The following is a 17652-nucleotide window of genomic DNA, read 5'->3' on the forward strand; positions in this document are numbered from 1 at the left end:
CCGGTAGTCGGTGTTAGAAAAGGCAAAGCGGCGTGGCGTGAGTGTAATTGCAGCGCGACTGCCGTGCGCCTGGCGAAAACGCTTATTGATAATTTGTAGATAATTTATCGACAATGTACGCTAGGAAGGAATGGCACCGGCACCGCCTGTGCATCTTTCGTGCGCTTATTTCCGACCGGTCGAACCGTCCCTTGATCGATCCAACATGCCGAATTCTGACCCTCGCATTTTTCCTCTCGGTGACGAAGCGCTCGTCTGCGAAGCGCCGCCGCCCGCCACGCTCGAGGTCCAGCGCCGCGTCTGGGCCGTCGCCGCGCTGGCGCGCGGCTGGGCGCCGGTGCGCGAAGTGGTGCCCGGCATGAACAACCTGACGATCACCTTCGATCCGCTCTCGGCCGACGCCGCGGCGCTCGCGCTCGCGCTGCGCGACGCATGGCGCGAGGCCGAAGACGCGAGCGCGGCAGGCCGTGAAGTCGAGATACCCGTGGTCTACGGCGGCGAAGACGGCCCCGATCTCGAAGCGGTCGCGCAGCATTGCGCGCTCGCCGCCGCCGACGTCGCCGCGCGCCATGCCGCGGGTGTCTACACGGTGTTCTTCCTCGGCTTTCAGCCCGGTTTCGCCTATCTCGGCGGTCTCGAACCCGCGCTGCACACGCCGCGCCGCCGCGAGCCGCGCCTGGCCGTCCCCGCCGGATCGGTGGGCATCGGCGGCGAGCAGACGGGCATTTATCCGGCCGCCTCGCCAGGCGGCTGGCAACTGATCGGCCGCACCGCCGCGAAGTTGTTCGACCCTTCGCGCAATCCGCCTTCGCTGCTCATGCCAGGCGACCGCGTGCGTTTCACCATCGCGGAGCTCCACGCATGATCGAAGTATTGCGCGCGGGCCTGCTCACCACGGTCCAGGATCTCGGCCGCCCCGGCTACCGGCATCTGGGCGTCGCCACCGGCGGCGCGCTCGACACGCTCGCACTCGAGGTGGGCAACCGTCTCGTCGGCAACCGGCCCGACGCCGCCGGCGTGGAAATCACCTTCGGCCCCGTCGCGCTGCGCTTCGCGCGCGCCACCCGCATCGCCATTACCGGCACCGACTTCGGCGCGACGCTCGGCGGGCGCCCGGTCTGGTCGTGGTGGAGCCTGCCCGTGGCCGCCGGCGAGGAACTCGTGCTGAACGGCGCGAAGCGCGGCATGCGCGCCTATGTGTGCGTGGCCGGCGGCGTCGACGTGCTGCCCATGCTCGGCTCGCGCAGCACCGACCTCGCGGCGGGCTTCGGCGGCCTCGCAGGTCGCGCGCTCAAGGACGGCGACCGTCTCGCCACGGGCGCCTCGTTCGCGCCGGGCCGCGAGCGCGCTGCGCTCGACCCGGGCGCGCCGGCCTTCGGCGTGAAGGCGCCCGTGTGGTGCAACTTCGCGCTCGCGGACGAGCCGCATCACCGGCGCGGACGCCATCCGGACGGCATGGCCTGGGCCGTGCCCGTGCGCGTGCTGCGCGGCCCCGAGTACGACAGCTTCACACCCGAGGCGCGGCGCGCGCTCTGGTCCGACGAATGGCAGATCACGCCCAACAGCAATCGCATGGGCTTTCGGCTCACGGGCACGCCGCTCGTGCGCGCGAACGGCGTGGATCTGTTGTCGCACGCGGTGCTGCCCGGCACGATCCAGGTGCCGCCGAGCGGCCAGCCCATCGTGCTGATGGCCGACGCGCAGACCACGGGCGGCTACCCGAAGATCGGCTCCGTGATTCGCGCCGACTGGTGGAAGCTCGCCCAGGTGCGGCTCACCGGTGGCGTGCGTTTCGTGGAAGCGACGCCGGCCGCCGCGCGCGCGGCGCTGGAAGAGGAACGGGCGTATTTGCGGCAGATCGACACCGCGATCGCCATGCACGACGAACGCCTTGCGAACCGCCGCGCGAACGCGGCCGCGAGCGCGTGATTTTCAAGCACCATCGGTAAGACAGGCAGTAAGAGGAACCCATCATGACCACCATCGATCTGAACGCCGATCTCGGCGAAGGCTGCGGCTCCGACGAGGCGCTGCTCGACCTCGTGAGCTCCGCCAACATCGCGTGCGGCTGGCACGCGGGCGGCGCCAACGCCATGCGCGAATGCGTGCGCTGGGCCGTGGAGAAAGGCGTGTCGATCGGCGCGCATCCGAGCTTCAACGACCCCGAGAACTTCGGCCGCAAGGAGATGAACCTGCCGCCCGAGGAAATCTACGCGGGCGTGCTGTATCAGCTCGGCGCCCTCTCCGCCATCGCCCAGGCCGAAGGCGGCCGCATCGCCCACGTGAAGCCGCACGGCGCCCTCTACAACCAGGCCGCGCGTGACCCGCAGATCGCCGAGGCCATCGTCTCGGCCGTGCACGACTTCGATCCGTCCGTGACGGTGTTCGCGCTCGCGGGCAGCGGCCTCGTGACGGCGGCGCGCGAGGCGGGGCTCGTCGCGATCGAGGAAGTGTTCGCCGACCGCGGCTATCGCGCGGACGGCTCGCTCGTGCCGCGCAGCGAGCCGGGCGCGTTGCTCGACGACGAAGACACCGTGCTTGCGCGCACGCTCGCGATGATCCGCGAGCAGCGCGTGCAGGCCGTAAACGGCGCCTGGGTGCCGCTGAACGCGCAGACCATTTGCCTGCACGGCGACGGCCCGCACGCGCTCGCGTTCGCGCGGCGCATCCGCACGGCGCTGGACGACGCAGGCATCGGCGTGCGCGCGGCGGGGGCCGGCGAAGTTTGACCCACGCGCGTTCGAACGCAGCAAAGCGCGCGGCATGCGCCGCGCGCCGCTAGAGACGTATCACCGAAGGTTTTCACAAGGCAAACCCCCGGCAGCGCAAGCTTGCCAGGCGTAGTTGTACCGAGCAGGTTCGTAGTTGTGCGAACGGCCGTCAGAGCCGTGAAGTCAACGCCGCTATCCGCGGCAATCAACGACAAGCCAATACGTTTGGAGATCTACATGCAGAGCACCGTCAACTTATGGCCGCTGATCGGCGTGGCCGTCATCATCGCCGGCTTCTTGCTACGTTTCAATCCGATGCTGATCGTCGCCGCGGCGGCCGTCGTCACAGGCTTTGCCGGGGGCTTCCCGGTCGCGAAGATTCTCGCCGCCATCGGCACCGGCTTCATCAAGACCCGCAACATTCCGCTCATCATCCTGTTGCCGCTCGCCGTGATCGGGTTGCTCGAGCGCCACGGCCTGCGTGAGCGCGCGCAGATCTGGATCGGCAGCATCAAGGCGGCCACCGCCGGGCGTCTGCTCATTGTCTATCTGCTCGTGCGCGAGCTGACCGCCGCGGTCGGCTTGACGGGCCTCGGCGGCCATCCGCAGATGGTGCGCCCGCTCATCGCGCCGATGGCCGAAGGCGCCACCGAAAACCGCTTCGGCAAGCTCTCCGACGCCGTGCGCTACAAGCTGCGCGCCTACTCGGCCGCGACCGACAACGTGGGTCTCTTCTTTGGCGAGGACATCTTCGTCGCGTTCGGCGCGATCGTGCTGATGGTCACGCTGCTCAAGGAAGCGGGCGTTTCGGTCGAGCCGATCCACGTGGCGTTCTGGGGCATTCCCACGGCGATCTGCGCGTTCCTGATTCACGGCTTCCGGCTCTGGCTGCTCGACCGCAAGCTCGAACGCGAACTGGGCGCCATGCGCAACGCGAGCGACGCCAAGGCTGCAAACGGCGCACAAGGAGACGAAGCATGACGCTCACCCTCAACTGGCTCTTCTGGCTGCTCGGCATCGTGCTGCTGATCGTCGGCGGCATGATCGTGATGGATCGCGAGCATCCGCGCCGCTTCACGGCAGGCGGCTTCTGGCTGCTCTACGCGCTCATCTTTCTCGTCGGCGATCTGCTGCCCGCCGAAGTCGTGGGCGTGCTCGTGCTCGCCATGGCGCTGATCGCCGGCCTCGGCGGCGTGACGGCCGCGAAGCCCAAGGTGCTCGCGCTCGAAACGCGTATCGCCAGCGCGAAGCGACTGGGCAACAAGCTCTTCGTGCCCGCGCTCACCATTCCCGTCATTACCGTCGTGCTCACGCTCGCGGCCAGCCATCTCGTCTTCGGCGGCAAGCCGCTCTTCGACCCGAAGAACGTCACGCTGATCGGCTTCGGCATCGGCTGCGTGATCGCGCTCGCGATTGCCTGCATCATCACGCGCGACAGCGTCGGCCAGTCGATGAAGGAAACGCGCCGCCTCGTCGACGCGCTTTCGTGGGCCGCCGTCCTGCCGCAGATGCTCGGCATGCTCGGCCTCGTGTTCTCGGACGCGGGCGTCGGCAAGGCCGTCGCGCACGTGACGACGTCGTACATCAACATGGACGTGCGCTTCGTGGCCGTGGTGGTCTATTGCGTGGGCATGGCGCTCTTCACGATCATCATGGGCAACGGCTTCGCCGCGTTTCCGGTGATGACGGGCGGCGTGGGCGTGCCGGTGCTGGTGGGCGTGTTCCACGTCAATCCGGCGATGATGGCCGCCATCGGCATGTTCTCGGGCTACTGCGGCACGCTCATGACGCCGATGGCCGCGAACTTCAACATGGTGCCCGCCGCGCTGCTGGAACTGCCCGACAAGAACGCGGTGATACGCGTGCAGGTGCCCACGGCGCTCGGCATCCTCGCGGCGAATATCGTACTGCTGAACGTGCTCGGGTTTTGACCCGCGTACGCATGCGCTCGCAAGAAGAGCCGGCGAAAGCCGGCTTTTCCGCATTCAGGCCGCGCGCGAGCACAAGATGCGAGCGCAAAGGCCCGGCCTGGCTCAACCCGGGTCGACGTTGAACCCACGCTGGCGCAACAGCTGGAGCACGCCTTTAGGTCCGCCCAGGTGCAACGCGCCGACGGCGACGAAGAGCGGCTTGTTGGGCGCCACGTACTGCTGCATGCGCGAAACGAAGCGCCGGTTGCGCTCGTAGACGATGCGGTTGTCGACCGACGCCGCCACCCGCGCGTCGTGCGAGAGCTTTTCGGTGCGCGCCGATTCCCATGCGGCGATCGCGTCGGCGTCGCCCACGCGCCACAGGTGCAGCAGCGTCTGCACGTCGGACACGTTTTGCGCCGGCGTCTGCGCGAGGTCCTGGGCGAGCATCTCGCGCTGCTGCGCGAGGCTCAGATTCGTAAAGGCGCGCATCTGCTCGCCGAGCGTCTCCAGGCCGACGATGCGGCGGCCCTTCCAGCGCAGGAACACGTTCTGCAACTGCGCCTCGGTGCCGAACTCGGTCTGCAGGCCGGCGCTCAGCGAATCATAGGTTTCGACCAGCAGCGAGGCGAGCCACGGCCGCATCTTGCGGATCTCGGCGAGCGCCTCGGGATTGCCGCGCATGCGCGCCTCGAGTTTCTGCCAGAGCGGATCGGGCAACAGGCCCGGCAGGCAGGGCCGTTTGCACACCCCGTATTTCGAGACGTCGTCCTGGGAAACCAGCAGATCGTCGGGGGACAGCTCGAGCGCGAGAATGGGCGACGCGGCGAGCGCCGCGAGAATCTGCGGGCGAAACGGCTGGGCGGGCGGGTAGTCGGCGGGGTCGCCCACATGGAGCGTGCCGAGCAGATAGATCGTGAGGTTGCCGCGCGTGGCGACATAGAACGGCATGCGCGCAGGCTGGGTGCGCACCGGGCCGCCAGCCGTCGTGCCCGATGCGTAGCTCGGCACGGCGGGCGCGGCGTGAAAGCCGGGAATGCCGCCGTTCGCGCCGCGTGCGGTGCCGGGCGGCATGGGCACGGCCGGATGCACACCGGGCGTGTTGGCGACGGCGCCGCCAGCGAACACCGGGCCCGAGGCGCCCGCGAGAACGCCGATCGCCAGGACCAGCGTGAGCGCCGCGCGCGCCGCAGCGCTCGACGCCTGCTTCAACGCCGCACGCAACGCCACCGCGAATGCCACACCAAAAGCCACACCGAATGTCACCCGAACAGCCGTACCCAGCCCGGCCGCCACGATAACGGCGGCAGCCGGAACGATTGAAAGAGCGGCGGAGAAAACGGTGGGAAAACCAGTGAAAAAGGCGGCACGACGGCCGCCCATCAACTGGCGGCGCGTAGCAATAAAACGACGCGCCGCCGTCGCTTCAGGCCGGCATGGGCCGCCCATCCTCTTCCCCCACCTCCTCTGCACGATGGCAGGATACCTGACGGCCGTCCACTTCGCGAAGAACAGGCACTTCCTTACGACACCGCTCGACTGCGTATGGACAACGTTGATGGAACGTGCAACCAGACGGCGGGTTGAGCGGCGAAGGCAATTCGCCCTCGAGCTTGATCTTCACGCGGCGGTCCGCTTCGAAGATCGCGGGCGTGGCCGAAAGCAGCGAGCGCGTGTACGGATGGCGCGGCCGCGAGATCACCGTGTCCTTGTCGCCCAGTTCCGCCACGCCGCCCAGGTACATCACCATCACGTCGTCGGCGATGTGCTCGACCACGGCCAGGTTGTGCGAGATGAACACGTAGCTCGTGCGGAACTGCTCCTGCAAGTCCATGAACAGATTGAGAATCTGCGCCTGGATCGAGACGTCGAGCGCGGAAACCGGCTCGTCGGCCACGACGATCTGCGGGTCGAGAATCATGGCCCGCGCGATCGCCACGCGCTGGCGCTGGCCGCCCGAGAACATGTGCGGATAGCGCTTGGCGTGCTCGGGGCGCAGGCCGACGATGCGCATCATGTGCGCGATGCGGTCCGCGCGCTCGTTCGCCGTGAGGCGCGTGTTGATGGCGAGCGGCTCGCCTAGCGTCTGCTCCACGGTCTTGCGCGGATTGAGCGAGGCGAACGGATTCTGGAACACCATCTGCACGCGGCGGCGCAGCGCGGCGATCTTCGCGGCGTTTGCGTGCGCAACGTCCTCGCCGTCGATGGTCAGCTTGCCCGCGGTGGGCGGCTCGATCATCGTGAGCTGGCGCGCGAGCGTCGATTTGCCGCAGCCGGACTCGCCCACCACGGCGAGCGTGCGCCCGCGTGTGAGCGAGAACGACACGCCGTTGAGCGCCTTCACGGTGCCCGTACCGAACATGCCGCGTTTGACGGTGTAATGCTTCTTGAGATCGTCGGCGACGAGAACCTTGTCGTCCTGATGGTCCTGACGAGCCGCGTGTTGCTGGACTGCGTTCATCGCGCGCCTCCACTGGATTGAGTCACCGCCGCGTTCAGCGGCTTGATGCAGCGCACTTGCGCATAGCCGCTTTCATCGGTCACCGCGTCGAGCGCGGGCCGCGCCTTCATGCAGTCATCCACCACATACTTGCAGCGCGGCGCGAACAGACAGCCGCTCGGCCGGTCGTCGCGGCCGGGCACCATGCCGGGCAGCGCGGCAAGCCGCATCGCCCCCTTGTTGTGTTCGGGAATCGCGGCGAGCAGCGCTTCCGTGTACGGATGATGCGGACGCGAAAAGATGTCCGGCACGCGGTTCGTCTCGATGATCTCGCCCGCGTACATCACGGCCACGCGCTGCGCGACTTCGGACACCACGGCCAGATCGTGCGAAATCAGCACGAGCGCCATGCCGCGCTCCTTCTGCAGACGCACGAGCAGTTCCATGATCTGCGCCTGGATCGTCACGTCGAGCGCCGTGGTGGGCTCGTCGGCGATCAGCAGCTTCGGGTTGCAGGCCACGGCCATGGCGATCATCACGCGCTGGTTCATGCCGCCCGACATCTGGTGCGGGAAGTTGTCGATGCGGTTCTTCGCGTCGGGAATGCCGACCTGGTCGAGCAGTTCCAGCGCGCGCGCGTTGAGCGCGGAGCCGCGCAGCCCTTCGTGCAGCTTGAGCACTTCCTTGATCTGATAGCCGATGGTGTAGCTCGGGTTCAGGCTCGTGAGCGCGTCCTGGAACACCATGGCGATGTCCTTGCCGACGATGCGGCGGCGCTCCTTGCCGGTGGCGTTTAGCAGATCGCGGCCGTCGAAGGTGATCGAATCCGCGCTCACCTTGCCGGGGGCGTCGATGAGGCCCATCAGCGCCATCATCGTCACGCTCTTGCCCGAGCCCGATTCGCCGACGATGCCGAGCACTTCGCCAGGCGCGACCGACAGATTGACGCGGTCGACGGCGGGCAGGCCGTTGAAGTTCACCGCCAGATTACGGATGGTCAAAAGTTCGTTGTTCATGTCAGTCCTCGCCGGGCCGCCCCAAGAGGACTGACGCCCCCTCGGGGGGCAACGACCGAAGGGAGTGTGGGGGTCGTTTTCATGTCAGGCCATCCGCTTGAGCTTGGGATCGAGCGCGTCGCGCAGCCCGTCGCCGAGCAGGTTGATCGCGAGGACCGAAATGAGGATGGACAGACCCGGCATCGTGACGATCCACCATGCGCTGTCGATGTAGTCGCGCGCCGAGGCGAGCATCGCGCCCCACTCCGCACGCGGCGGCTGCACGCCGAGGCCGAGGAAGCCGAGCGCGGCGGCGTCGAGAATCGCCGAGGAAAAGCCGAGTGTCGCCTGCACGATGAGCGGAGCCGTACAGTTGGGCAGCACCTGCGAGAACATCAGGCGCAGCGTGCCGGCACCTGCCACGCGCGAAGCGGTCACGTACTCCTTGTGCAGTTCGCCGAGAGCCGAACCGCGCGTGAGACGCACGTAGCCGGGCAGCGCCACGATCGCGATCGCGAGCATGGTGTTCGTGAGACCCGGACCGATGATCGCGACCACGGCCACCGCGAGCAGCAGCGAAGGCAACGCGAGCAGCACGTCCATGAGACGCATGATCGGCGTGTCGGCCCACTTCTCGAAGAACGCGGCGACGAGCCCGAGCACGATGCCCGGAATCAGTGCGAGCACGACTGAGACGCAGCCGATCCACAGCGAAAGCCGCGCGCCGTACATGAGACGCGAGAGGATGTCGCGGCCCGCTTCGTCGGTGCCGAGGATGAACTTCCAGTTGCCGCCGTCGAGCCACGCGGGCGGAATCTTCACGTAGTCGCGGTATTGCTCGATGGGGCTGTGCGGCGCGATCAGCGGCGCGAAGATCGCGATGACGATCAGCGCGAGCACGATCACGCCCGCGCCCACGGCGCCCCTGTTGCGCGAGAAGTTCGCCCAGAATTCGCGCAGCACGAGCGCGCGGCCCGAAGGCGGCGTGACGGCGCGAGGCACGGTGTTCTGAATGTCAGCCATCATGCCTCCTGGTGTTGAATGGTGTGTTGTGGGGTTCGCATTTTCATGGCTCGCTTACCTCGTATGTCGAATGCGCGGGTTGAGCACGCCGTACAGCAGATCGACGAACAGGTTCACGACGATCACGAGCGTCGCGATCATGAGAATGCCGCCTTGCACCACCGGGTAGTCGCGCCGGCTGATCGCGTCGATCAGCCATTTGCCGATGCCGGGCCAGGAGAACAGCGTTTCGGTGAGCACCGCGCCCGCGAGCAGCGTGCCGACCTGCAGGCCGATCACGGTCACCACGGGAATGAGCGCGTTGCGCAGCGCATGCACGACGATCACGCGCACGGGCGAAAGACCTTTGGCGCGCGCGGTGCGGATGTAGTCCTCGCGCAGCACTTCGAGCATGGACGAGCGCGTCATGCGCGCGACCACGGCGAGCGGAATCGTGCCGAGCACGATGGCCGGCAGGATCAGGTGACTCAGCACCGACCTGAACGCGCCTTCGTCGGTGCCGGGCAGCAGCGAGTCGATCAGCATGAAGCCGGTCACGCGCGGAATGTCGAATTCCACCGCGATGCGGCCGGACACCGGCGTCCAGCCGAGTTTCGACGAGAACACCATGATGAGGATGAGCCCCCACCAGAAGATCGGCATGGAGTAGCCGGTGAGCGCGGTGCCCATGACGCCGTGATCGACGGCAGTACCGCGCCGCAGCGCCGCGAACACGCCGGCGGGCAAGCCGATCACGAGCGCGAAAACGAGCGCGCAGATCGACAGCTCGACGGTGGCGGGAAAGCGCGCGAGAAACTCGCCCATCACGCTCGTGTTGGTGATGATCGAGGTGCCGAGATTGCCGTGCACGGCGTGCCAGACGTAGTGCACATACTGCATCGGCAGAGGCTCGTCGAGCCCCAGGCGGTGCATCGCCTCGGCGTGCATTTGCGGATCGACGCCGCGCTCGCCCATCATCACTTCGATGGGGTCGCCCGGAATCAGGTGGATGAGTGCGAACGCAAGGATGGTGATCCCGATGAACGTGGGTATGACCATGCCGATGCGGCGCAATACGAAGCGGAACATGTGGTGTTCCCCCAAAAGCTTGAAATGAAACGCAACCGGCGACAGGGGCTCGTGACCCCGGTCGCCGGACCATTTTCCGCCGGTCCTGGCTGATATGCGGACCGAGCGGAAAGTCTTACCCGATTATCCTTACTGCATGCCCACGCCGTCGAAGCGCGCGTAGCCAAGCGGCTCGATGCGCATGTCGGTCACCTTCTTGCTGACCGGCTGGTAGACGGTCGAGTGAGCGATCGGCGAGAACGGCAGTTGCTGCGCGAAGATCTGCTGCGCCTGCTGGTAGAACTTGGTGCGCTGCGCCACGTCCGAGGTCTGACGGCCCTTCTGGATCAGGTCGTCGAACGGCTTGTAGCACCACTTGCCGAAGTTGTTGCCGTTCACGGCTTCGCAGCCGAGCAGCGTGCCGAGCCAGTTGTCCGGATCGCCGTTGTCGCCCGTCCAGCCGATCAGCATCGAATCGTCTTCGCCTGCGTGAGCGCGCTTGATGTACTCGCCCCACTCATACGTCACGATCTTCGCCTTCACGCCGATCTTCGCCCAGTCGGCCTGGATCATTTCGGCCATCAAGCGTGCGTTCGGGTTGTAGGCGCGCTGCACGGGCATGGCCCACAGCGTGATCTCGAAGCCGTTGCCCTGACCCGCCTTCGCGAGCAGCGCCTTGGCCTTTTCCGGATCGTACGAATTGGCCGGCAGGTTCTTGTAGTACGACCACTGCGTCGGCGGCATCGGGTTGGTTGCGAGCTGGCCCGCGCCCTGGTACACCGAGTCGATGATCGCCTTCTTGTTGATCGCCATGTCGAGCGCGTGGCGCACGTCCGCGTTATCGAGCGGCTTGTGCGTGACGTTGTACGACAGGTAGCCCAGGTTGAAACCCGGCTGCGACGGCATCGCGATGTTCGGCTCGGCCTTCAGCGGCGCGATGTCGGCGGGACGCGGATAGCTCATCACCTGGCATTCGTCGCGCTTGATCTTCTGCACGCGCACGCTGGCGTCCGGCGTGATCGAGAAGATCAGCTTCGAGAGCTTCACAGCGCCCGGCTTCCAGTAGTCGGGGTTGCCGTCGTAGCGGATCGTCGCGTCCTTCGTGTAGCTCTTGAAGATGAACGGACCCGTGCCGACCGGGAACTGGTTGATGTCGGCGGCCTTGCCGGCCTTCATCAGTTGATCCGCGTATTCAGCCGAGAGGATCGAGGCGAATTCCATCGCCATGTTCTGGATGAACGGCGCGTTCGGCTCGTTCAGCGTGAACTTGACCGTGTACGGGTCGACCTTTTCGACCTTGGCGATCAGCTTGTCGAGGCCCATGTCGGTGAAGTACGGGAACGACACCGGGTACGCCTTGCGGAACGCATTGTTCGGATCGAGCATGCGGTCGAACGAGAACACGACGTCGTCCGCATTGAATTCGCGCGTGGGCTTGAAGAACGAGGTGGTCTGGAACTTCACGCCATGACGCAGATGGAACGTGTAGGTCTTGCCGTCCGGCGAAACGTCCCACGATTCTGCGAGACCCGGTTCGACCTTGGTGCCGCCGCGCTCGAACTCGACGAGGCGGTTGTAGACGGTGAACGTGTTCGCGGTGAAGTCGGTGCCGGTCGTGTATTGGGCCGGGTCGAAGCCAGCGGGGCTGCCTTCCGAGCAATAGACGAGCGTCTTGTTCGGAATGCTTTGCGCGGCGTGCGCGAGCGGGGCTCCAGCAATCGATGCCGCTGCGAGCGCCACGAGAGACGTCATTCGTGCAGCACGCAACAGTTTGTTTTCTTTCATGTTTCCTCCAGTTCAGTGCCGGCTTGCGCCAGCGTAGCGCGATCTTACACAGCAGGTGCCGCAGTCACAAGCAAGCCAAAAGTCCCGTCGCTTGTGGAAAACGCCGGGTTGACAGGCGTTGCGGTTGCAGCATGCTGCGGTGCAACGTAGCTTCACCCCTCTTTTTCTCTTGCCGATCAGGAACATAGCGCGCCGAAATGACGCGCGCAGCCGGGACGCGCAGCCTTGCTGATGCAAATCGCGCAATCGCGTCTCAATAAAAAACCGCGCGGCCCGGGAGTCCGGGAACCGCGCGGTTTGTTGCCGTTTGGCGGGTCGAGCGTGCGGGCCCTAGAACCCCAGCCGCTCGCAAATGGCCTTGGTGGCCGGCGCCGCGTTGAGCGTGTAGAAGTGGATGCCCGGCACGCCTGCCTCGACGAGACGGCGGCACAGGTCGGTCACCACGTCGAGCCCGAATGCGCGGATCGACTCGCGATCGTCGCCGAAGCTTTCCAGACGCTTCGCGACCCAGCGCGGCACTTCGGCGCCGCACATCTCCGAAAAGCGCATGAGCTGCGAGTAGTTCGTGATCGGCATGATGCCGGGCACGATGGGAATATCCACACCCAGTTTCTTCGCGTCGTCGACGAAGCGGAAATACGCGTCTGCGTTGAAGAAGTACTGCGTGATCGCCGAATTGGCGCCCGCTTTCACCTTTTGCGCGAACGCTTCGAGGTCGTGACGCGGCGAACGCGCCTGCGGGTGGTACTCGGGATACGCGGCCACTTCGATGTGGAACGCGTCGCCGGTTTCCTCGCGGATGAACGCGACGAGTTCCGACGCGTAGCGCAGTTCGCCCACCGCGCCCATGCCCGAGGGCAAGTCGCCGCGCAGCGCCACGATGTGGCGGATGCCGTGCGAGCGGTACTCGCCGAGAATCGCGCGCAGGCTCTCTTTCGAGGAGCCGATGCACGAGAGATGCGGCGCCGCCTCGATGCCAGCCTTCGCGATGTCGACGACGGTATCGAGCGTGCCCTGTTGCGTCGAGCCGCCCGCGCCGAACGTCACCGAGAAAAACTTCGGCTTGAGCGTGGCAAGTTCCGCCCGCGTAGCGCGCAGCTTTTCCAGGCCGTCCGGCGTCTTCGGCGGGAAGAATTCGAATGAGAGTTCGATCGGTTTCATGTTGATGAGGCCAGTGAGGCCGGGCCGCGAACGTGGGCGGCCCGGCCCGCGTCAGCCGAGGCTGCGGTTGCCGAAAATCAGCGCCGACAGCAGCCACGACACGATGCTGTACAGGATCGAGCCGAAAAATGCCGACCAGAAGCCCGACACCTCGAAGCCCTTGAGGAGCGACGCCGCCAGCCAGAAGCACAGCGCGTTCACCACGAGGATGAAGAGGCCGAGCGTGAGGATGGTCACGGGCAGCGTGAGCACGATCAGCAGCGGGCGCAGCACGGCGTTGATGAGTCCGAGCACGATCGCGACGATGAGCGCGGTGCCGAAACTGCGAATATGGATCGACGGAACGAGCCAGGTGATGATCAGGAGCGCGAGCGCGTTGATCAGCCAGGTCAGCAGCACGGTCATAAGGACTCCTTTTGCGTCGTTGCTTTTTGTATCGCCAGGTGCCGGCGGCGGATGCCGCCCGCAGTCCCCACGCGTTGCGCGCGCAGGGATTGGGGTCAGCATCCGCCTGACCGCTTAAAGCGGGCTTAAAACAGCAGCCCGCTTTGTATCGCGTTGTATCGGCTTAATAGCGATAGTGGTTCGGCTTGAACGGACCGTTCTTGTCGACGCCGATGTACGAAGCCTGGTCGTCCGACAGCACGGTCAGGTTCGCGCCGATGCGCGCGAGGTGCAGGCGTGCAACCTTTTCGTCCAGGTGCTTCGGCAGCACGTACACCTTGTTCTCGTACTTCTTGCCCTGCGTGAACAGTTCGATCTGCGCGAGCGTCTGGTTCGTGAACGAGTTCGACATCACGAACGACGGGTGGCCCGTGGCGCAACCGAGGTTCACGAGGCGGCCTTCGGCCAGCAGGATCACGCGCTTGCCGTCCGGGAAAATGATGTGGTCGACCTGCGGCTTGATGTTTTCCCACTGGTACTGGCGCGTCGACGCAACATCGATTTCCGAGTCGAAGTGGCCGATGTTGCAGACGATCGCGTTGTGGCGCATCGCCTTCAGGTGATCGTGGTTCAGCACGTGGTAGTTGCCCGTGGCCGTCACGAAGATGTCGGCCTTGTCGGCGGCGTATTCCATCGTCACGACGCGGTAGCCTTCCATCGCCGCCTGCAGCGCGCAGATCGGATCGATTTCCGTGACCCACACCGTGGCGCCGAGACCGCGCAGCGACTGCGCGCAGCCCTTGCCCACGTCGCCGTAACCGGCCACGACCGCGATCTTGCCCGCGATCATCACGTCGGTCGCGCGCTTGATGCCGTCCACGAGCGACTCGCGGCAGCCGTACAGGTTGTCGAACTTCGACTTCGTGACCGAATCGTTGACGTTGATGGCCGGGAACGGCAGACGGCCTTCCTTCTCCATCTGGTACAGGCGGTGCACGCCCGTCGTGGTTTCTTCGGTCACGCCCTGGATGTGCGAAAGGCGCTTCGAGTACCACTGCGGATCGACGTCGAGGTGCGCGGCGATCGACTTGTAGAGCGCGACTTCCTCTTCGTTCGTCGGCTTGGCGATGACCGAGCGGTCCTTTTCAGCCTTCGAGCCGAGGATCAGCAGCAACGTGGCGTCGCCGCCGTCGTCGAGGATCATGTTGGCGAACTCGCCGTTCGGCCATTCGAAGATGCGGTGCGAGAACTCCCAGTACTCGTCGAGCGATTCGCCCTTGAACGCGAACACCGGCACGCCGCCCTGCGCGATCGCGGCGGCGGCATGGTCCTGCGTCGAGAAGATGTTGCACGAGGCCCAGCGGACGTCGGCGCCGAGCGCGGTGAGCGTCTCGATCAGCACGCCCGTCTGGATCGTCATGTGCAGCGAACCGGCGATGCGCGCGCCCTTGAGCGGCTGCTGCGCCTTGTACTCTTCGCGGGTTTGCACGAGACCCGGCATTTCGGTCTCGGCGATATTGAGTTCCTTGCGGCCCCAGGCGGCAAGCGACATATCGGCGACGATGAAATCTTTGGCTTGATCTTGCGGAACTGCGGCGTTCATCACGCCCTCCTTTCTAAAAGTGACTAGAAATTAAAGACGTGAGCGCCGTTTCAGTGCGGTTGATTCAGTGGAGTCAACCGGATTGAAGCACTTTCGAGCCTGGCGGGTTACAGAAAACCCGTCGCAACGCTCCTCGAAAGCGAGCCGAGATTGTAGCAAATCGGGATGGCGTCCGCGCGTGCGCGCATTGCCCATAAAAGCGGGCGCGAACGCGCCCGCAGGACTTCAAACCGGCAAGAAACTGAGCGCCGGCGCGAGCAGCACCATCACCACGCCCGCGATCATCATCGTGAGGCTCGCCACCACGCCTTCTTCCCTGCCCAGCTCGCGCGCCTTCGCCGTGCCCACGCCGTGCGCCGCCGCGCCGAAGAGCGCGCCGCGCGCGAGGCGCGTGCGCAGCGGCACGAGGCCCAGCACCAGTTCGCCGAACAGCATGCCGCACACGCCCGTGGCGATCACAAAGAGCGCGGTGAGGTCACGCGGCGCGTGGATCTTGTCCGACACCGCGAGCGCGAACGGCGTGGAGATCGAGCGCGTCATCAGGCTGCGCTGCAGATCGGGCGACAGGTGCAGGAGCTTGGCCAGCGCGAGCGAACCGCCCACTGCCACGATGATGCCGACCGTCACACCCACGGTGAGCGAGATCCAGTGGCGCCTGAGCAGGTCGCGGTACTCGTAGATCGGCACCGCGAAGGCCACGGTGGCCGGCCCGAGCAGCCACATGAGCCAGCGCGTGTCCTGGAAGTACACGGGGTACGGAATATGGAGCACCAGCACGAACACGCCGAGCACGGCGGGCACCGCAACGAGTGGCGTGAGCCAGGGCGAGCGAAAGCGCGCATAGAGCGCCTTCGAGGCGAAATAGAGCGCAACGGTGAGGATGAAGCAGCCGGCGGCGATGAGCCGCGCCGCGTCGTCGGCGAACAGGGACGAATAAAACGTGTTCATGACGGAATCATCCTCACTCTATTCAGGACGTTGCAGCCTCAAGCCCGCGCCAGATGGCGCGAGTGCCGCGAATCGCGCACGCGGCGCAGCGCGAGGCGCCGCTCGAGCTTCGCGGCCTGTTCGACCGCAAACGCCACGGCCACCATCACCATCAGCGTGCCGCCGACCACGACGAGCGCGAGTCGCCAGCCATCGGCGCGAAAGAGGCCGCCGTACTTCACGGCTGCGACGGCAGCCGGAATGAAGAACAGCAGCATGTCGGAAAGCAGCCAGTCGGCGCCCGCCTTGACCCAGCGCGGCGTGACGCCGCCGCAAAAGAGCAGTGCGAGCAGCAGCACGAGGCCCACCACGCCACCCGGCACCGGCAGGTGCGTGAAGCGCGTGAGGGCGTCGGCGGCGTACCAGACGCCTGCGAGCAGCGCCGATTGCACGGTAATGCGGCCGATACGGCGCCCGAAGCTCGCCATGCCGCCCGCTTTACGCTCGGCGTTTTCGGAGACTTTCGCGGTCGCGTTGGAGGTAGTCATGGCAAACCCTAAGTGACACTGGAATGGAAGTCAGTATAGGGTGCAGCGCAGCATAAACATAATGACTTAGGATCATCTGCTACATTCCATATTGGAATGCACCAACTCAGCACCCGGCTGAGCGTGTTTTCTGCACATTTGTGGAGTCCCGATCGTGGAACTGCGCGCGCTTCGCTATTTCATCGAGGTGGTGCGGCAACAGAGCTTCACCGCCGCGGCCGAAAAACTGCATGTCACCCAGCCGACCATCAGCAAGATGGTGAAGGCGCTCGAAGACGAGACCGGCACCCAGCTCCTGCTGCGCGACGCGCGCCAGATGGTGCTCACCGACGCCGGGCGCATCGTCTACCAGCGCGGCCAGGACGTGCTCGCCGCGCAGGCGCAGCTCCAGGCCGAACTCGCCGATCTCGGCACCCTCGGGCGCGGCGAACTCACCATCGGCATCCCGCCGATGGGCGGCTCGCTCTTCACGCCCGCCATCGCCACGTTTCGCCAGCGCTATCCGAAGATCGAGCTGAAGCTTTTCGAGCAGGGGTCGCGTGCCATCGAAGCCGCGCTGATCTCAGGCGAGCTGGAACTGGGCGGCGTGCTGCTGCCCGTCGATCCCGCGCTGATCGACGTCCTGCCGATCTCGCACGAGGTGCTGTGGCTCGTCGCGCGGCGCGGCTCGCGCTGGGACAACAAGCTCGCCGTGCCGCTCGCGGAGCTGGCCGGCGAGCCGTTCGTGTTCTACGGCGAAAGCCTCGCGCTCAACGACGTCGTGCTGAACGCGTGCCGCACGGCCGGCTTCGTGCCGCAGGTGGTGGGACGCAGCGGCCACTGGGACCTGATGGCCGCACTCGTGCTCGCGGGCGTGGGCATTGCGCTGCTGCCTGCGCCGTACGTGCGCCGGCTCGACGCCGAGCGCTTCACCTGCCTGCCCGTGAGCGAGCCGCAGATCACCTGGGACATGGCGATCGGCTGGAAACGCAGCGGCTATCTCTCGCACGCGGCGCGCGCCTGGCTCGACGTCGCGCGCTCGGAATACGGCAAGCCCTTCACGTTTCTCGACGACTTCGTGCACCCGCCGGGGATGGAAAAGCAGCCGGGCAAGCCTGGCTGAAACCTGCGACGAGCGA

17 protein-coding genes and 1 riboswitch are annotated in these 17652 nt (G+C 66.0%); of the genes, 6 read left to right on the forward strand and 11 right to left on the reverse strand.

Annotation, left to right across the window (positions count from 1 at the left end; translation table 11 throughout):
• Positions 1-205: 205 nt before the first annotated feature.
• The 5 genes from pxpB to AB3X99_RS25565 all read left to right on the forward strand — a co-directional run bounded on the left by pxpB (position 206) and on the right by AB3X99_RS25565 (position 4642).
• Positions 206-865 (forward strand): 5-oxoprolinase subunit PxpB, encoded by a 660-nt coding sequence (gene pxpB, locus AB3X99_RS25545; protein WP_069264268.1) that lies wholly within the window; start codon positions 206-208, stop codon positions 863-865.
• Complete coding sequence (locus tag AB3X99_RS25550; protein WP_368618515.1) at positions 862-1929, forward strand: biotin-dependent carboxyltransferase family protein; 1068 nt, start codon at positions 862-864, stop codon at positions 1927-1929. Before pxpB ends, AB3X99_RS25550 begins: the two co-directional genes overlap by 4 nt.
• A gap of 44 nt (positions 1930-1973) precedes the next feature.
• Complete coding sequence (pxpA, locus tag AB3X99_RS25555) at positions 1974-2729, forward strand: 5-oxoprolinase subunit PxpA (RefSeq protein ID WP_069264272.1); 756 nt, start codon at positions 1974-1976, stop codon at positions 2727-2729.
• 219 nt (positions 2730-2948) lie between these two features.
• Entirely contained in the window at positions 2949-3692 is a 744-nt protein-coding gene (locus AB3X99_RS25560; RefSeq protein ID WP_368618516.1) for a DUF969 domain-containing protein, read from the forward strand.
• Complete coding sequence (locus AB3X99_RS25565) at positions 3689-4642, forward strand: DUF979 domain-containing protein (protein WP_368618517.1); 954 nt, start codon at positions 3689-3691, stop codon at positions 4640-4642. The genes AB3X99_RS25560 and AB3X99_RS25565 overlap by 4 nt, the downstream gene beginning before the upstream one ends.
• A 102-nt stretch (positions 4643-4744) precedes the next feature.
• Here AB3X99_RS25565 and AB3X99_RS25570 read toward each other — a convergent pair whose 3' ends face one another.
• From AB3X99_RS25570 to AB3X99_RS25620, 11 genes are all read right to left on the reverse strand, one after another.
• The gene (locus AB3X99_RS25570; protein WP_368618583.1) at positions 4745-5863 is read right to left on the reverse strand and encodes a TraB/GumN family protein; all 1119 of its coding nucleotides are present in this window, start codon (positions 5861-5863) and stop codon (positions 4745-4747) included.
• Between the two features lie 184 nt (positions 5864-6047).
• Positions 6048-7082: a peptide ABC transporter ATP-binding protein gene (locus AB3X99_RS25575; protein WP_069264281.1), complete on the reverse strand. Its 1035-nt coding sequence runs from the start codon at positions 7080-7082 to the stop codon at positions 6048-6050.
• The gene (locus AB3X99_RS25580; protein ID WP_368618518.1) at positions 7079-8077 is read right to left on the reverse strand and encodes an ABC transporter ATP-binding protein; all 999 of its coding nucleotides are present in this window, start codon (positions 8075-8077) and stop codon (positions 7079-7081) included. Before AB3X99_RS25580 ends, AB3X99_RS25575 begins: the two co-directional genes overlap by 4 nt.
• Positions 8078-8161: 84 nt before the next feature.
• The gene (locus AB3X99_RS25585; protein ID WP_266233648.1) at positions 8162-9079 is read right to left on the reverse strand and encodes an ABC transporter permease subunit; all 918 of its coding nucleotides are present in this window, start codon (positions 9077-9079) and stop codon (positions 8162-8164) included.
• A 54-nt stretch (positions 9080-9133) separates the two neighbouring features.
• Positions 9134-10147: an ABC transporter permease subunit gene (locus AB3X99_RS25590; protein ID WP_368618519.1), complete on the reverse strand. Its 1014-nt coding sequence runs from the start codon at positions 10145-10147 to the stop codon at positions 9134-9136.
• Between the two features lie 129 nt (positions 10148-10276).
• Entirely contained in the window at positions 10277-11911 is a 1635-nt protein-coding gene (locus AB3X99_RS25595; protein ID WP_342949223.1) for an ABC transporter substrate-binding protein, read from the reverse strand.
• A 330-nt stretch (positions 11912-12241) separates the two neighbouring features.
• A complete protein-coding gene (gene metF / locus AB3X99_RS25600; RefSeq protein WP_069264291.1) occupies positions 12242-13072 on the reverse strand; it encodes a methylenetetrahydrofolate reductase [NAD(P)H] in 831 nt (276 codons plus the stop codon).
• Positions 13073-13123: 51 nt separating this feature from the next.
• Complete coding sequence (locus AB3X99_RS25605) at positions 13124-13477, reverse strand: phage holin family protein (RefSeq protein ID WP_028203399.1); 354 nt, start codon at positions 13475-13477, stop codon at positions 13124-13126.
• Positions 13478-13640: 163 nt separating this feature from the next.
• Positions 13641-15059, reverse strand: a complete 1419-nt coding sequence (gene ahcY, locus AB3X99_RS25610) for an adenosylhomocysteinase (protein WP_069264292.1) — start codon at positions 15057-15059, stop codon at positions 13641-13643.
• A gap of 33 nt (positions 15060-15092) precedes the next feature.
• A riboswitch (S-adenosyl-L-homocysteine riboswitch) is annotated at positions 15093-15200 on the reverse strand.
• 84 nt (positions 15201-15284) lie between these two features.
• Positions 15285-16007, reverse strand: coding sequence for an LrgB family protein (locus AB3X99_RS25615; protein WP_368618520.1), 723 nt, complete (start codon positions 16005-16007; stop codon positions 15285-15287).
• Between the two features lie 38 nt (positions 16008-16045).
• The gene (locus tag AB3X99_RS25620) at positions 16046-16474 is read right to left on the reverse strand and encodes a CidA/LrgA family protein (protein WP_035512721.1); all 429 of its coding nucleotides are present in this window, start codon (positions 16472-16474) and stop codon (positions 16046-16048) included.
• A gap of 214 nt (positions 16475-16688) precedes the next feature.
• Here AB3X99_RS25620 and AB3X99_RS25625 point away from each other — a divergent pair, with 214 nt between their 5' ends.
• Positions 16689-17636 carry a LysR family transcriptional regulator gene (locus tag AB3X99_RS25625; protein WP_069264295.1) on the forward strand — a complete coding sequence of 316 codons (948 nt, stop codon included), beginning with the start codon at positions 16689-16691 and terminating at the stop codon, positions 17634-17636.
• Positions 17637-17652 lie beyond the last annotated feature (16 nt).

Source organism: Paraburkholderia sp. BR10882 (assembly GCF_040948855.1).
Lineage (GTDB): Bacteria > Pseudomonadota > Gammaproteobacteria > Burkholderiales > Burkholderiaceae > Paraburkholderia > Paraburkholderia nodosa_A.

Bases quoted from the DNA above. Each gene is read 5' to 3' on its own strand.
- AB3X99_RS25580 (WP_368618518.1), bottom strand. From the start codon at position 8,077: ATGAACAACGAACTTTTGACCATCCGTAATCTGGCGGTGAACTTCAAC.
- metF (WP_069264291.1), bottom strand. From the start codon at position 13,072: ATGAAACCGATCGAACTCTCATTCGAATTCTTCCCGCCGAAGACGCCG.
- AB3X99_RS25560 (WP_368618516.1), top strand. From the start codon at position 2,949: ATGCAGAGCACCGTCAACTTATGGCCGCTGATCGGCGTGGCCGTCATC.
- AB3X99_RS25605 (WP_028203399.1), bottom strand. From the start codon at position 13,477: ATGACCGTGCTGCTGACCTGGCTGATCAACGCGCTCGCGCTCCTGATC.
- ahcY (WP_069264292.1), bottom strand. From the start codon at position 15,059: ATGAACGCCGCAGTTCCGCAAGATCAAGCCAAAGATTTCATCGTCGCC.
- AB3X99_RS25565 (WP_368618517.1), top strand. From the start codon at position 3,689: ATGACGCTCACCCTCAACTGGCTCTTCTGGCTGCTCGGCATCGTGCTG.
- pxpA (WP_069264272.1), top strand. From the start codon at position 1,974: ATGACCACCATCGATCTGAACGCCGATCTCGGCGAAGGCTGCGGCTCC.
- AB3X99_RS25585 (WP_266233648.1), bottom strand. From the start codon at position 9,079: ATGGCTGACATTCAGAACACCGTGCCTCGCGCCGTCACGCCGCCTTCG.
- AB3X99_RS25595 (WP_342949223.1), bottom strand. From the start codon at position 11,911: ATGAAAGAAAACAAACTGTTGCGTGCTGCACGAATGACGTCTCTCGTG.
- AB3X99_RS25550 (WP_368618515.1), top strand. From the start codon at position 862: ATGATCGAAGTATTGCGCGCGGGCCTGCTCACCACGGTCCAGGATCTC.
- AB3X99_RS25575 (WP_069264281.1), bottom strand. From the start codon at position 7,082: ATGAACGCAGTCCAGCAACACGCGGCTCGTCAGGACCATCAGGACGAC.
- AB3X99_RS25590 (WP_368618519.1), bottom strand. From the start codon at position 10,147: ATGTTCCGCTTCGTATTGCGCCGCATCGGCATGGTCATACCCACGTTC.
- pxpB (WP_069264268.1), top strand. From the start codon at position 206: ATGCCGAATTCTGACCCTCGCATTTTTCCTCTCGGTGACGAAGCGCTC.
- AB3X99_RS25620 (WP_035512721.1), bottom strand. From the start codon at position 16,474: ATGGCGAGCTTCGGGCGCCGTATCGGCCGCATTACCGTGCAATCGGCG.
- AB3X99_RS25615 (WP_368618520.1), bottom strand. From the start codon at position 16,007: ATGAACACGTTTTATTCGTCCCTGTTCGCCGACGACGCGGCGCGGCTC.